Annotated in this window: 11 protein-coding genes; 6 read left to right on the top strand and 5 right to left on the bottom strand. The window is 68.5% G+C overall.

Annotation, left to right across the window (positions count from 1 at the left end; genetic code table 11):
• The first annotated feature begins 21 nt into the window (after positions 1–21).
• The 5 genes from QMK28_RS19755 to QMK28_RS19735 all read left to right on the top strand — a co-directional run bounded on the left by QMK28_RS19755 (position 22) and on the right by QMK28_RS19735 (position 5,803).
• Positions 22–1,656 (top strand): peptide ABC transporter substrate-binding protein, encoded by a 1,635-nt coding sequence (locus tag QMK28_RS19755; RefSeq protein WP_326439758.1) that lies wholly within the window; start codon positions 22–24, stop codon positions 1,654–1,656.
• 72 nt (positions 1,657–1,728) lie between these two features.
• Entirely contained in the window at positions 1,729–2,652 is a 924-nt protein-coding gene (locus QMK28_RS19750; RefSeq protein WP_326439756.1) for an ABC transporter permease, read from the top strand.
• Positions 2,645–3,646, top strand: a complete 1,002-nt coding sequence (locus tag QMK28_RS19745) for an ABC transporter permease (RefSeq protein ID WP_326439754.1) — start codon at positions 2,645–2,647, stop codon at positions 3,644–3,646. The genes QMK28_RS19750 and QMK28_RS19745 overlap by 8 nt, the downstream gene beginning before the upstream one ends.
• A gap of 11 nt (positions 3,647–3,657) precedes the next feature.
• The gene (locus tag QMK28_RS19740; RefSeq protein WP_326439752.1) at positions 3,658–4,704 is read left to right on the top strand and encodes an ABC transporter ATP-binding protein; all 1,047 of its coding nucleotides are present in this window, start codon (positions 3,658–3,660) and stop codon (positions 4,702–4,704) included.
• On the top strand, positions 4,697–5,803 hold the full coding sequence (locus QMK28_RS19735) for an ABC transporter ATP-binding protein (RefSeq protein ID WP_326439750.1): 1,107 nt from the start codon (positions 4,697–4,699) through the stop codon (positions 5,801–5,803). Before QMK28_RS19740 ends, QMK28_RS19735 begins: the two co-directional genes overlap by 8 nt.
• A 180-nt stretch (positions 5,804–5,983) precedes the next feature.
• Here the strand turns inward: QMK28_RS19735 and QMK28_RS19730 are convergent, their stop codons facing one another.
• The 5 genes from QMK28_RS19730 to QMK28_RS19710 all read right to left on the bottom strand — a co-directional run bounded on the left by QMK28_RS19730 (position 5,984) and on the right by QMK28_RS19710 (position 12,174).
• The gene (locus QMK28_RS19730; protein ID WP_326439748.1) at positions 5,984–7,114 is read right to left on the bottom strand and encodes an ABC transporter ATP-binding protein; all 1,131 of its coding nucleotides are present in this window, start codon (positions 7,112–7,114) and stop codon (positions 5,984–5,986) included.
• Positions 7,115–7,126: 12 nt separating this feature from the next.
• The gene (locus QMK28_RS19725; RefSeq protein WP_326439745.1) at positions 7,127–8,188 is read right to left on the bottom strand and encodes an ABC transporter ATP-binding protein; all 1,062 of its coding nucleotides are present in this window, start codon (positions 8,186–8,188) and stop codon (positions 7,127–7,129) included.
• An 11-nt stretch (positions 8,189–8,199) separates the two neighbouring features.
• Entirely contained in the window at positions 8,200–9,177 is a 978-nt protein-coding gene (locus tag QMK28_RS19720) for an ABC transporter permease (protein ID WP_326439743.1), read from the bottom strand.
• A 109-nt stretch (positions 9,178–9,286) separates the two neighbouring features.
• Entirely contained in the window at positions 9,287–11,083 is a 1,797-nt protein-coding gene (locus QMK28_RS19715; protein ID WP_326439741.1) for an ABC transporter substrate-binding protein, read from the bottom strand.
• 56 nt (positions 11,084–11,139) lie between these two features.
• Positions 11,140–12,174 carry an ABC transporter permease gene (locus QMK28_RS19710; RefSeq protein ID WP_326439808.1) on the bottom strand — a complete coding sequence of 345 codons (1,035 nt, stop codon included), beginning with the start codon at positions 12,172–12,174 and terminating at the stop codon, positions 11,140–11,142.
• A 461-nt stretch (positions 12,175–12,635) separates the two neighbouring features.
• Between QMK28_RS19710 and QMK28_RS19705 the strand changes: the two genes are divergently transcribed.
• A complete protein-coding gene (locus QMK28_RS19705) occupies positions 12,636–13,730 on the top strand; it encodes a hypothetical protein (RefSeq protein WP_326439739.1) in 1,095 nt (364 codons plus the stop codon).
• Positions 13,731–13,773: the final 43 nt, after the last annotated feature.

Raw genomic sequence — 13,773 nt, 5'->3', positions numbered from 1 at the left:
GGAATCTGAGGAGGCACCCCCATGCGCGGAGCCACACACGTCAAGTGGGCCGCATGCGCGGTCGCCGTCGCCCTCGCGGCGACGGCCTGTGGAGGCGGCGACGGGGGTGGCGGCGGCGGTGGCGGCGGCGGTGGCACCGTGTCGTCCTCGTGGGGTGATCCGCAGAACCCGTTGGAGCCCTCGAACACCAACGAGGTGCAGGGCGGCAAGGTCCTCGACATGCTCTTCCGGGGTCTCAAGCGGTACGACCCGAAGACCGGCGAGGCCAAGGACATGCTGGCCGACTCCATCGAGACCTCGGACTCGACTAACTTCACCGTCAAGATCAAGGGCGGCTGGACCTTCAGCAACGGCGAGAAGATCACCGCGAAGTCGTTCGTGGACGCCTGGAATTACGGGGCCGACGTCAGGAACGCGCAGAAGAACGCGTACTTCTTCCAGTACATCGACGGCTACGACAAGCTGCACCCGGAGTCCGGCAAGCCCTCCGCGACCAAGCTCTCGGGCCTGAAGGTCAAGGACGCCAAGACCTTTACCGTCAAGCTCAGCCAGAAGTTCTCGACCTGGCCGGACACCCTCGGCTACGCGGCCTTCGCGCCGCTGCCCAAGGCGTTCTACGACGACCACGCGGCCTGGGTGAGCAAGCCCGTCGGCAACGGCCCGTACACGGTGGACTCGTACACCAAGGGCTCGTCGATGAAGCTCAAGAAGTGGGACAAGTACCCGGGGGACGACAAGGCGAAGAACGGCGGCGTCGAGCTCAAGGTCTACACCGACAACAACACCGCGTACACCGACCTCCAGGCCGGCAACCTCGACCTGGCCGACGACATCCCCGCGTCCCAGCTCAAGAACGCCAAGGCCGACCTCGGCGACCGCTACATCAACCAGCCGGCGGGCATCATCCAGACGCTGGCCTTCCCGATGTACGACAAGGACTGGTCGGCGGCGGGCAAGGAGAAGGTCCGGCGCGGCATCTCCATGGCGATCAACCGCAAGCAGATCACCCAGCAGGTCTTCCAGAAGACCCGCACCCCCGCCACCGACTGGACCTCGCCGGTGCTCCGCGCCGAGGGCGGCTACAAGGCCGGGCTGTGCGGCGACGCGTGCGACTACGACCCGGCCCAGGCCAAGAAGCTCATCAAGGAGGGCGGCGGGCTGCCCGGCGGCAAGCTCACCGTCACCTACAACTCCGACACGGGCTCGCACAAGGACTGGGTCGACGCGCTCTGCAACAGCGTCAACAACGTTCTGGACAACGACAAGGCGTGCGTGGCCAACCCGGTCGGCACCTTCGCGGACTTCCGCAACCAGATCGGCGAGCACAAGATGCCCGGTCCATTCCGGGCCGGCTGGCAGATGGACTACCCGCTGATCCAGAACTTCCTGCAACCGCTGTACTACACCAACGCCTCCTCCAACGACGGCAAGTTCAGCGACGACGCCTTCGACAAGCTCGTGGACAAGGCCAACGCGGAGACCGACACCGCGAAGGCGGTCGTCATCTTCCAGGACGCGCAGAAGATCCTCGCCAAGCAGATGCCCGCCATCCCGCTCTGGTACCAGAACGGCAGCGCCGGCTACTCCGACAAGATCTCCGACGTCGCGCTGAACCAGTTCAGCGTCCCGGTCTACAACGAGATCACGGTCAACTAGATCGCCGCGACGGCCCGGCGCGCGGACCCAGCAGGGGCCCGCGCCGGGCCGTCGCCGATCCACGGAGGTCCCATGGGGCACTATGTGATCCGGCGCCTGTTGCAGATGATCCCGGTGTTCATCGGCACCACGCTGCTGATCTTCTTGATGGTCAACGTGATGGGCGACCCCATCTCCGCGCTCTGCGGCGACCGGAAGTGCGACCCCGCCACCGCCGCCCGGCTGCGGGAGCAGTTCAACCTCAACGCGCCTTTGTGGCAGCAGTACTTGACCTACATGGGCAATATCTTCACCGGCGACTTCGGCACCGCCTTCAACGGCCAGCGGGTCACCGAGCTGATGGGCACCGCGTTCCCGGTCACCATCCGGCTGACCGTCGTGGCGATCATCTTCGAGATCGTCATCGGCATCAGCCTGGGCGTCGTCACCGGACTGCGCCGGGGCCGGCCGATCGACACCACGGTGCTGCTGCTGACGCTCGTGGTGATCTCCGTGCCCACCTTCGTGACGGGCCTGCTGCTGCAACTGCTGCTCGGCATCAAGTGGAACGTCATCGAGCCCTCGGTGTCCGCCGCCGCCGACTTCAGCGAGCTGATCGTGCCCGGACTCGTCCTCGCCTCGGTCTCGCTGGCCTACGTGACCCGGCTGACCCGTACCTCCATCGCGGAGAACGCGCGCGCGGACTATGTGCGCACGGCGACGGCCAAGGGCCTGCCGCGCCGCCGGGTGATCATGCGGCACCTGCTGCGGAACTCGCTGATCCCCGTCGTCACCTTCATCGGCACCGACATCGGCTCGCTGATGGGCGGGGCGATCGTCACCGAGCGGATCTTCAACATCCACGGCGTCGGATACCAGCTGTACCAGGGGGTGCTCCGGCAGAGCTCGCCCACGGTGGTCGGGTTCGTGACCGTGCTGGTCATCGTCTTCCTGCTGGCGAACCTGATCGTCGACCTCTTGTACGCCGTGCTCGACCCGAGGATCTGGTATGCCTGAGCCCCATAATTCCGACGGAGTCATCGCGCCGACCGGTGTCGGCGGCGCGATGGACCTCGCGATGAGTGAGGCCGAGACCCTTGAACGGGACGCGCGGGACGCGCGGGGCGCGCCCGGCGAGCAGCAGCCCGGCGGCGGCCCGACCGGCAAGCCGCGCAGCCTGTGGTCGGACGCCTGGCACGACCTGCGGCGCAACCCGGTCTTCCTGATCTCCGCGCTGGTGATCCTCTTCCTGATCGTCATCTCGCTGTGGCCGTCGCTGATCGCGAGCGGCAACCCGCTCACGTGCGAGCTGGGCAAGGCGCAGCAGGGCTCGCAGCCCGGCCACCCCTTCGGCTACAACAACCAGGGCTGCGACGTCTACACCCGTACGGTCTACGGCGCCCGCGCCTCGGTGACGGTCGGGGTCTGCGCGACGGCCGGGGCCTCGATCATCGGCAGCCTGGTCGGCGGGCTCGCCGGGTTCTTCGGCGGCTGGTCGGACGCGGTGCTCTCGCGGGTCGCCGACGTGTTCTTCGGCATCCCGGTCGTCCTCGGCGGTCTGGTGTTCCTGTCCGTCGTCACCAGCGAGACCGTCTGGCCGGTGGTCGGCTTCATCGTGCTGCTGGGCTGGCCGCAGATCTCCCGCATCGCGCGCGGCTCGGTCATCACCGCCAAACAGCACGACTACGTCCAGGCCGCGCGGGCGCTCGGCGCGAGCAACACCCGGATGCTGCTGCGGCACATCGCGCCGAACGCCATCGCGCCGGTCATCGTCGTCGCCACCATCGCGCTGGGCACCTACATCTCGCTGGAGGCGACGCTCTCGTACCTCGGCGTGGGGCTGCGCCCGCCGACCGTCTCGTGGGGCATCGACATCTCCGCCGCGTCCCCGTTCATCCGCAACGCGCCGCACATGCTGCTGTGGCCGGCCGGGGCGCTGGCGGTCACGGTGCTCGCGTTCATCATGCTCGGCGACGCGGTGCGCGACGCCCTCGACCCCAAGCTGCGCTGAGGAGCCCGCCGATGACCACGCCGCCGATGAGCCCGTCCCCGGTGAGCCCGTCCCCGATGACCGCCTTGCTGGACGTGCGTGACCTGCACGTGGAATTCCGTACCAGGGACGGCGTCGCCAAGGCCGTCAACGGCGTGACGTACAGCGTCGACGCGGGCGAGACGCTCGCGGTGCTCGGCGAGTCCGGGTCCGGCAAGTCGGTGACCGCGCAGGCCGTGATGGGCATCCTCGACACCCCGCCGGGCTTTGTGACCGGCGGGCAGATCCTTTTCCGGGGCGAGGACCTGCTGACGATGGGCAGGGAGGACCGGCGCAAGGTGCGCGGCGCGAAGATGGCGATGATCTTCCAGGACGCGCTGTCCTCGCTCAACCCGGTGGTCTCGGTGGGCGCGCAGCTCGGCGAGATGTACGAGGTCCACCAGGGGATGAGCCGCAAGGCGGCGCGGGTGAGGGCCGTCGAGCTGATGGAGCGGGTGCGCATCCCGGCCGCGAAGGAGCGGGTGGGGGACTATCCGCACCAGTTCTCCGGCGGCATGCGCCAGCGCATCATGATCGCGATGGCGCTGGCCCTGGAGCCGGACCTGATCATCGCGGACGAGCCGACGACGGCGCTGGACGTCACCGTCCAGGCCCAGGTGATGGAGCTGCTGGCGGAGTTGCAGCGTGAGTTCACCATGGGTCTGATCCTGATCACCCATGACCTGGGTGTGGTCGCCGACGTCGCGGACAAGATCGCGGTGATGTACGCGGGCCGGATCATCGAGACCGCCCCGGTGGGCGAGCTGTACAAGCGGCCCGCGCACCCGTACACGCGCGGCCTGCTGGACTCGATCCCGCGGCTCGACCACAAGGGCCGGGAGCTGTACGCGATCAAGGGCCTGCCGCCGAATCTGACGAACATCCCGCCGGGCTGCCCCTTCAACCCGCGCTGTCCCCGCGTCCAGGACGTCTGCCGTACGGACCGGCCGCCGCTGCTGCCGGTCGCCGAGCCGGACGGCACGCCGCTGCCGGGGCGGGCCAGCGCCTGCCACTTCTGGAAGGACGAGCTGAATGGCTGAGCTCAGCAAGCAGCCCCCGCAGGCCCAGCCGCCGCACACACCGGAGCCGGCGGTGGACCGGCCGCCCCGCCAACGCGAACCGATCCTGGAGGTCCGGGACCTGGCGAAGCTCTACCCGCTGACCCGCGGCATCGTGATCAAGAAACACGTCGGCGCGGTCAGGGCGGTCGACACGGTCTCCTTCGACCTGCTGCGCGGCGAGACCCTGGGCATCGTCGGCGAGTCCGGCTGCGGCAAGTCCACGGTCGCCAAACTGCTGGTCAACCTGGAGCGGCCGACCTCGGGCACCATCCGCTACAAGGGCGAGGACATCAGCAAGCTCTCGCCGCGCGCGCTCAAAGCCGTGCGGCGCAACATCCAGATGGTCTTCCAGGACCCGTACACCTCGCTCAACCCCCGGATGACCGTCGGCGACATCATCGGCGAGCCGTACCAGATCCACCCCGAGGTCGCGCCGAAGGGCGACCGGCGGCGCAAGGTGCAGGACCTGCTGGACGTGGTCGGGCTCAACCCGGAGTACATCAACCGGTATCCGCACCAGTTCTCCGGCGGCCAGCGCCAGCGCATCGGCATCGCGCGCGGCCTCGCGCTCCAGCCGGAGATCATCGTGGCCGACGAGCCTGTCTCGGCGCTGGACGTGTCGGTGCAGGCGCAGGTGGTGAACCTGCTGGAGCGGCTCCAGGACGAGTTCGACCTGAGCTACCTCTTCATCGCGCACGACCTGTCGGTGGTCCGGCACATCTCCGACCGGATCGCGGTGATGTACCTGGGCCGGCTCGCCGAGATCGGCACCGACACCGAGATCTACGACCACCCCACGCACCCGTACACCCAGGCGCTGCTGTCGGCCGTCCCGGTGCCCGACCCGGCCGCGCAGGTGGGCCGGGAGCGGATCATCCTGGTCGGCGACGTGCCCTCGCCGGCCAACCCGCCGTCCGGCTGCCGCTTCCGCACCCGCTGCTGGAAGGCGCAGCAGCGGTGCGCCGACGAGGTGCCGCTGCTGGCGGTGCCGGCGGTCTTCCGCGACACGGACACCCCGGCCGCGCACGACTCGGCGTGCCACTTCGCGGAGGAGCGGCGGGTCGTGCCGACGGACTAGCGACGGTGCGGCGCCGGCGTTTGGGAACGTCGGCGTTCGGGAACGTCGGCGTTCGGGCACGACAAGGCCCGCGCCAGGGAACGCCGAACCCCGCGTCATGGAATGCCGAAGCCCGCGTCCGGGAGGTGCTGGGGTGTCCGGACGCGGGCTCCGTTCCGAGCGGAGGTCAACGAACTCGGGTCAATGGGTGTCGTTCGCCTCCTCGATCGCGGCGAGCGCCGGGTCGAGGACGACGTCCTCGTCCCGCGCCGCGGTCGTCGGCTCTTCGGGGAAGTGGCAGGCCGTGAGGTGGCCGGCCTTGTTGCCGGCGATCTGGAGCAGCGGCGGCTCCTCCATCGCGCACTTGTCCTGCGCCTTCCAGCAGCGGGTGCGGAAGCGGCAGCCGGAGGGCGGGTTGATGGGGGAGGGGACGTCGCCGGCGAGGCGGATGCGCTCGCGGCCCTCGTCCCCGCCCGCGTCGGCGTCCGTCAGCTTCGCCTCGGGGACGGCCGAGAGCAGCGCGTGGGTGTACGGGTGGCGGGGGCGGTTGTAGATCGAGTCGCGGTCGCCGACCTCCACCACCTTGCCGAGGTACATCACGGCGAGGCGCTGCGAGAAGTGCCGCACGATCGCCAGGTCGTGGGCGATGAAGAGGAACGCGATGCCCATCTCGCGCTGGAGTTCCTGGAGCAGGTTGACGACCTGCGCCTGGATGGAGACGTCGAGCGCGGAGACCGGCTCGTCCGCGATGATCAGCTTGGGGTCGAGGGCGAGCGCGCGGGCCACCCCGATGCGCTGCCGCTGGCCGCCGGAGAACTCGTGCGGGAAGCGGTTGTAGTGCTCGGGGTTGAGGCCGACGATCTCCAGCAGCTCCCGGACCCGCTTCTCGCGGCCTCCGGTCGGCATGATCCCGTTGATCTCCATCGGGCCGCCGATGATGGTGCCGACGGTCTGCCGCGGGTTCAGCGAGGAGTACGGGTCCTGGAAGATCATCTGGATCTCGGACCTGATGGGCGCGAGCTGCTTGCGGCCCGCGTGGCTGATGTCCTGGCCGGCGTAGGTGATGGTGCCGGCGGTCGGCTCCAGCAGCCGGGTCAGCAGCCGTCCGGTGGTGGACTTGCCGCAGCCGGACTCGCCGACCAGGCCGAAGCTCTCGCCCGCGTGCACGGTCAGGTCGATGCCGTCGACCGCCTGCACCGCGCCGACCTTCCGCTTGAACGGAAAGCCGCCGTAGATCGGGAAGTGCTTGGTCAACCCCTCGGTGGTGAGGAGCGGTTCGCCCTGCGCGGGGGCGGCGTCCCGGGGCGCGGGGAGAGTGATGTTGTCTTTCATCGTGGGTGCTCCCTAGCCCAGCCGGGGCTTGATCTGCTCGGTGAAGAAGGTCAGCTTCTGGTCTGCGCTCAGGTGGCAGGCGGCGCCGCGGCCGGCGGGCAGCTCGGGGCGCGTGTCGGTGCACCGGGTGCCGCCGACCTCGTGCACGAAGGCGCAGCGGGGGTTGAAGGGGCAGCCGGGGGGCGGTGAGAGCAGGCTCGGCGGGGCGCCGGGGATGGGGATGAGCGGCTCGGTGACGTCCGAGGCCAGCCGCGGCATGGCGCCGAGCAGGCCCCAGGTGTACGGGTGCTGCGGCGCCTGGAGCACCTCGCGGACGGTGCCGCGCTCGACGGCCCGGCCCGCGTACATCACCAGCAGGTCGTCGGCGGTGTTGGCGACGACGCCCAGGTCGTGGGTGATCAGGATGATCGCGGAGCCGAACTCCTGCTGGAGATCCTTGAGCAGGTCCAGGATCTGCGCCTGCACGGTCACGTCGAGGGCGGTCGTCGGCTCGTCCGCGATCAGCAGATCGGGGTTGCAGATCAGCGACATGGCGATCATCGCGCGCTGCCGCATGCCGCCGGAGAACTGGTGCGGGTAGTCGTCGACCCGCAGCGTCGGGTTGGGGATGCCGACCTTCTCCAGCATCTCGATGGCGCGCTGCCGCGCCTCGCGCTTGGAGACGCCCATGTGCTTGCGGTACGGCTCGGCGATCTGCCGGCCCACGGTGTAGTACGGAGACAGGGCGGTGAGCGCGTCCTGGAAGATCATCGCGACTTTGTTGCCGCGGAGCTTCTCCATGGTCCGCTCGGTGGCGCCGGTCAACTCCTGGCCGTCCAGGATGATCTCGCCGGAGACCTCGGTGTTGCGCGGGTCGTGCAGACCCAGCACGGCGAGGTTGGTGACGGACTTGCCGGAGCCGGACTCGCCGACGATGCCGAGGGTCTGGCCGCGCTTCAGGTCGAAGGAGAGGCCGTCCACGGCCTTGACGATCCCGTCCTCGGTCCTGAAGTGCACGAAGAGGTCGCGCACCGAGAGGAACGTGCCGGAGTCGGCGGGTGCGGGGCTGGCCGCTTCCTTGGTCAAGGTGGTCACTGCAGGAGCTCCTAGGCCAGCCGCACGCGCGGGTCGATGAACGCGTAGGTGGCGTCCACGAGGATGTTGAACAGGATGATCGCGGTGGCTGCGAAGAGCATCACGCCCATGAGCATGGGCAGATCGGTGTTGGTCACCGACTGGACGGCGAGCCGGCCGAGGCCGGGCAGCGTGAAGGTCCACTCGGTGATCATCGCGCCGCCGAAGAGCGAGCCCATGTCGATGCCGAAGATGGTGACGATCGGGATCAGCGAGCCGCGCCAGGCGTAGCGGAAGAAGACGGTCCGCCGCGACATGCCCTTGGCCTTCGCGGCCCGTACATGCTCTTCCTGCAACTGTTCGATCATCGAAGAGCGCGCCATACGGGTGTAGTTGGCGGTGAAGATGACGGACATCACGCACCACGGAATGATCAGCCCGGCGAGCCAGCCGACCGGATCGGAGGTGATGTCCACGTACTTGGGTTGCGAGAACCACTGGAGTTGGTAGACGAACAGCGCGAGCACCAGCGGGCCCAGGAAGTAGATCTGCATCGAGCTGAGCACCAGCGAGGCGGAGCTGAAGGTCTTGTCGATGAGGGTGCCGCGCTTCCAGGCGGCGATCATGCCGGCGCCGAGGCCGACGGTCAGGAACACCACGGCGCCGCCGGCGGCCAGCGAGATGGTGGTCGGGAAGCGGTCCAGGATGGTGTCCCAGACAGGCGAGTTGTCGACGAACGAGTAGCCCAGGCAGGGCGCGGGACACGGGCCTACGGCGAAGTCGCGGCCGGCGAAGATGCCGACCATGTAGTGCCAGTACTGGACCGGCACGGGCTCGTTGATGCCCATGTTCTTGCGGATGATCGCCAGCGCGTCCGGGGTGCAGTTCTTGCCGCAGGCCAGCAGGGCCGGGTCGCGCGGGATGCTGTAGAAGAGGAAGAAGGTCAAGGCGCTGATGATCAGCAGGATGACCACGGCGCCGAGCGCCCGGCGAGCCAGGAATCGCAGCATGTCGGTGGGTGCTTTCAGAAACGGCCAGGAACGGCGGAGGCTGGGGTGGTGCCGGATGGGGGCCCGCCCGCCGGGTCGGCGGACGGGCGCCCGGCACCCGAGGAGGCTGCTACTTCTTCACGTAGAGCTTCGTCGGGTCGATGCCGCTGAGGTCGTCGTTGTAGACGGTGCCACCGATCTTGGACCCGCTGATCTGCATCTGCTTGTAGTAGTACGCGGGGACGACCGGCAGGACGTCCTCCAGGATGTACTTGCTGAGGTCGAACCACTCGGTCGCGGCCTTGGCCGGGTCCGAGATCTTGTTGATCCGGTCGATCTCAGAGTTGATCTTCGCGTTGTCGACGTGCGAGTAGTTGTTCGCGCCGTCGGCGATCTTCCGGCCGTCGAACAGCGGCGGGATGACCGTGCCGCTGCTCGGCCAGTCGTGGCCCCAGTTGTTGCGGTACAGGTCGTAGCCGGTGTCGACCTTGCCGACCAGGTCGTAGTACGTGTCGGCGGGCAGCTCCTTGCGCTGTACGTTGAAGCCCGCCTTCTTGAGGGCGTCCGCGACGGCGACCGAGACCTGCTGGTCCTCCTTGCTGTTCGCGTAGGCGTAGGTCAGCTTCATGTTGAGCTTCCCCGCCTCCTTGAGCAGCTTCTTCGCCTTGGCGGGGTCGCCGTTCGGGTTCTTGAGCTTCCCGTACGGGTCGTAGCCCTTCTGGTAGCCGGGGAGCAGCGGGCTGATCAGACCGCCGGCCAGCTCGCCGCCCGCGGTGCCGCCGTACGGCGCCAGCACCGACTTGATCGGCAGCGCGTAGGTGATGGCCTCGCGGATCCTCTTGTCCTTGAGGGTCTTCATGTTCATCGCGTACTGCGCGATGTAGCTCTGGTAGCCGGAGACCGAACGGCTCTTGATGGACGGGTCGCTCAGCACCTTCTGCACCGAGCCCGCGTCCACCTGGTTGGTGAAGGTGGTGGCGTACTTGTTGTCACCGGTGTCGGACATGATCCGCTTGCTGGAGTCCTCGAACTGGTGGTTGAACGTGATCTCGAACTTGTTCGGGTACTGGTGCCGGGACGAGTCGGTCTTCGGGTCCCAGGCGGTGTTCTTGACCAGCGTCGCCGACTTGCCGGACTTGAACGACTGGACCTTGTAGGGGCCGCTGCTCAGCGGCTTCTTGTCGTACTTCTCCTTGGTGTCCTTGGCGCCGTCCGGAACGACCCCGTAGCCGGCCATGCCCACCGCGTACGGCAGGTCGTTGTGGGCCTGCTTGAAGTGGAAGACGACCGTCTTCGAGTCCGGGGTCTCCAGGACCGAGTCCGGCAGGTGCTTGCCGTCGAAGCCGCCCTTGGGGAGCAGCTTGCGGTACTTGGCGCCGGCCTCGTTCGCGAGCCAGCCCTGGACGAAGGTCGGGCCCTCGGTGATGAACTCGGCGAACTGCCGCTCGAAGGTGTGCCGGATGTCCTTCGAGGTGATGGCCGAGCCGTCCTCGAGCTTGATGCCGTCCTTCAGCGTGAACTTCCAGGTCTTGCCGCCGTCCGAGACCTGACCGCTGTCGGTCGCGAGGTCGCCGACGACCGTGTACTTGCCTTTGTTGTCCAACTTGACGGTGGTCAGCCGGCGGTGCAGCAGGGTCGACAGCATGCCCTCGTCGGACACGTAGATCTGCGCCGGGTCCAAGTGGGAGAAGCTGTCGCGCTGCAGTATGCGGACCGTGCCGCCGGGGGCGGCGCCCTTGATGTCCTGGGCCGGTCCGGTGGAGTCCTTGGCGTTCGCGAACTCGATCAGGCCCTGTTCCTTGGCCTGCGGACCCTTGTCCTTCGAGTCGCTGTCGCCGCTCCCGCTGCTGCAGGCGCTGAGGACGAGCGCCCCCGCGGTCAGCGCCACTACTGCGGCGCGCCCTCTGCGTACCTGGTTTGGTGTCATGGCTACTTCTGCACCTGCCTGTTGATTGAGTCCGGTGGAGCCGGGTGGGTCGTACGTCAGCGGTTGGTCTTGGGGTCGAAAGCGTCCCGGACCGAGTCCCCGAGGAGGTTGAACGCGACGATGAAGATCACCATCGCGATCCCCGGGAAGAACATGTAGGTGAAGTCGTTCTCGTATACGTCGGCTCCGATGGCGAACATCCGCCCCCAGTCGGGGGTGGGTTCGACCAGGCCGACGCCGAGGAAGGACAGCCCCGCGATGGAGGTCACCGTGTTCGGAAGCATGTACGTGCCCTGCACCAGGATCGGGGTGACCACATTGGGCAGCAGCTCCTTGCGGATGATCCGCCAGGGCGATGCGCCGCTGATCTTGGCCGCCTCGATGTACTCGCGTTCCCGGAGCGACAGCACCGCGCCGCGCAGGATTCTCGCCAGCGACATCCAGCCCAGGAACCAGAGCACCAGCGTGATCGCGGTCATCCGGATGTAGGTGGGCGTCTCGTCCGCCGGGTCGACGAACAGCGCGACCACGATCGGCATGAAGGCGACGAAGAAGAGCTGGTTGGGGAAGGCCATCAGCAGGTCGATGACCCGGCCGACGAAGAAGTCGACCTTGCCGCCCACGTAGCCCGCCGCGACGCCCAGGATGACGCCGGTGAGGACCGAGATGACGGTCACCACCAGCGAGAGCATCAGCGAGGTCCGGATGCCGTAGATCAGCTGCATGAACACATCGCGGCCCAGCACCGGCTCGATGCCGAACCAGAAGTCGCCGGACATCCCGCCGTTGGGCTTGACCGGATACTCGAACTCATTGAGCAGACCCGGAGTCGTCTGGCCGTACCGGGTGTACGGGTCCTTGCCGTACAGCCAGGAGATCACCGGCGCGAGCAGACCGACGGCGAAGAACCCGATCACGATCCACGCCGAGATCACACCGGCCCGGTCCCGCTTGAAGCGGGCCCACATCAGCTGTCCGGGCGACCGGCCGACGAGCTCGCCGCCCTTGCCGTCCTTCACCGTGATCAGACCGCCGGGATCGAGACCTGGGGTGTCGGTCCCTGATGCCGCGGTCTGGGATGGACTAGTCATCGCGAAGTGCCCCCGCGCCGAGTTCTCTTGGAACATGAAGCAGCGCTACACACGCCGCAGTTGAGCTGGACTTTCGCAACTGATTTATCGCGCAGTCAAGGGTTACGGCTGGAAGATGTGTGGCGCTCGCGCTTCTTGAGCGAAGATTGCGCAGATTGAGGTGAACACGTGCTTGACACGGATCTGCTGTAGGCGACATGGGGGATAAATGCCCATCAAACTCGTTAACAAGCAGGCAACTTGACTGTCGCCACTCCGATATACGAACGAGCCATCCTGAACACCGTACGGCCGTGCGGGTGCCGTAAGGCCGGCCGGGACGACGATGTGGTCCCGGCCGGTCACACCCCGGCATCGAAGCGGCCGTTGCTGTTGTTCGAACGTGTGGACCAGGAGTACACCTGGTCTGTTGACCGGATGCTCACCGCACACACGGTCCACCGGGGGAGAAACCGACACTCATGGGGCAGCCACGGATACTCGCGCGCGGCACGCGCGTCCTCGGCGCGCTCGGCTGCGCCCTGCTGGCCCTGACCGCTCTCGCGTGGATCGTCCGGGACCTCACCGTGGTCCACGAGCCCGGCGAGCTGTGGTGGATGTGGGCCGGCTCGCGCGCCGCCGCGGCGGACGGAGCGGTCTGGGGATCATCGCTCCAGGACCTCATCCTGCTCGCCGTCTGCTCCACGGCCGCGATAGCCGCGCTGCGTTCGCCGGTCGCGGCCGGAGCGCTCGCGGCGGCCGGCGCCGCCGCCGTGCTGCTGCGGCTGCCCACCCTGTGGCTGGTGGACGCCGACTGGATGCCGCACTCCGACGACGGTCTCTCGGCGCTCGCCCGGATCAGCGCCGTCTCGGGCGCCGTGCTGGGCTTCGGGCTGCTGGTCCTCGCGGCGGCGGGGCGGCGTCCCGCGGGGGCGTACGGGGCGGGGGCGTCCGGCGCGCGCGGGTACGGCCGGCTCTCCTCGGCCGCCGACGAGCCGCCCGTCAGGCCCGGCCGCGGCGTCTGCGTCACGGCCTTCCTGGTGCTCGGCGCGAGCGCGGGCATCGCCGCCGCCTGGGAGATCCACCGGGCCCTGGACCTCGGCTGGGGCCGCTACCGGCGGCTGCTCACCGGCGGCCCCGAGTACTTCTACTCGCTGAGCGCCGCGCCCGCCTCCTGGGTGGGCTGGACGATCGCCGTACTGAGCCTGACCGCGGCGCTCGGCGCGCTCCGCCGGGCCCCGTTCGCCCGCCCGCTGGGCATGACGGCGGCCGTCCTGCTGCTCGGCTGGGGAGCCGCGGCCGTCTCGCTCTACCAGCGGGTCGAGCTGTTCGCCCACTTCGGCGAACTGCATCTCCGCGAGCAACTGCTGCTGGCCACCGCGGTGTTCCAGGTGCCGGCGGGGGCGCTGGTGCTGCTCGTGCTGGCCCAGCGCGGCCGACCGGCGGGTGCGGGCGGCCCGCTGGGGGGCAGGCAGTGGCCGACGGCCCCCTCGTACGGCAGCGGGCCGTACAGCGGCGGTCCGTACGGGGGCGGGAGCTTCGGCCCGCCGCCGTCCTCGCCGCCACCCGGCTGGTGACGGACGGCTGTTGAGCGGAGGCGGGAGGGCGGTTGCCGCCCCA

This window comes from Streptomyces sp. H27-D2 (genome assembly GCF_035828615.1).
In the GTDB taxonomy this organism is placed as follows: domain Bacteria; phylum Actinomycetota; class Actinomycetes; order Streptomycetales; family Streptomycetaceae; genus Streptomyces.
The sequence above is the reverse complement of the archived record's forward strand: the minus strand, read 5'-3'. Positions and strand labels throughout refer to the sequence as shown.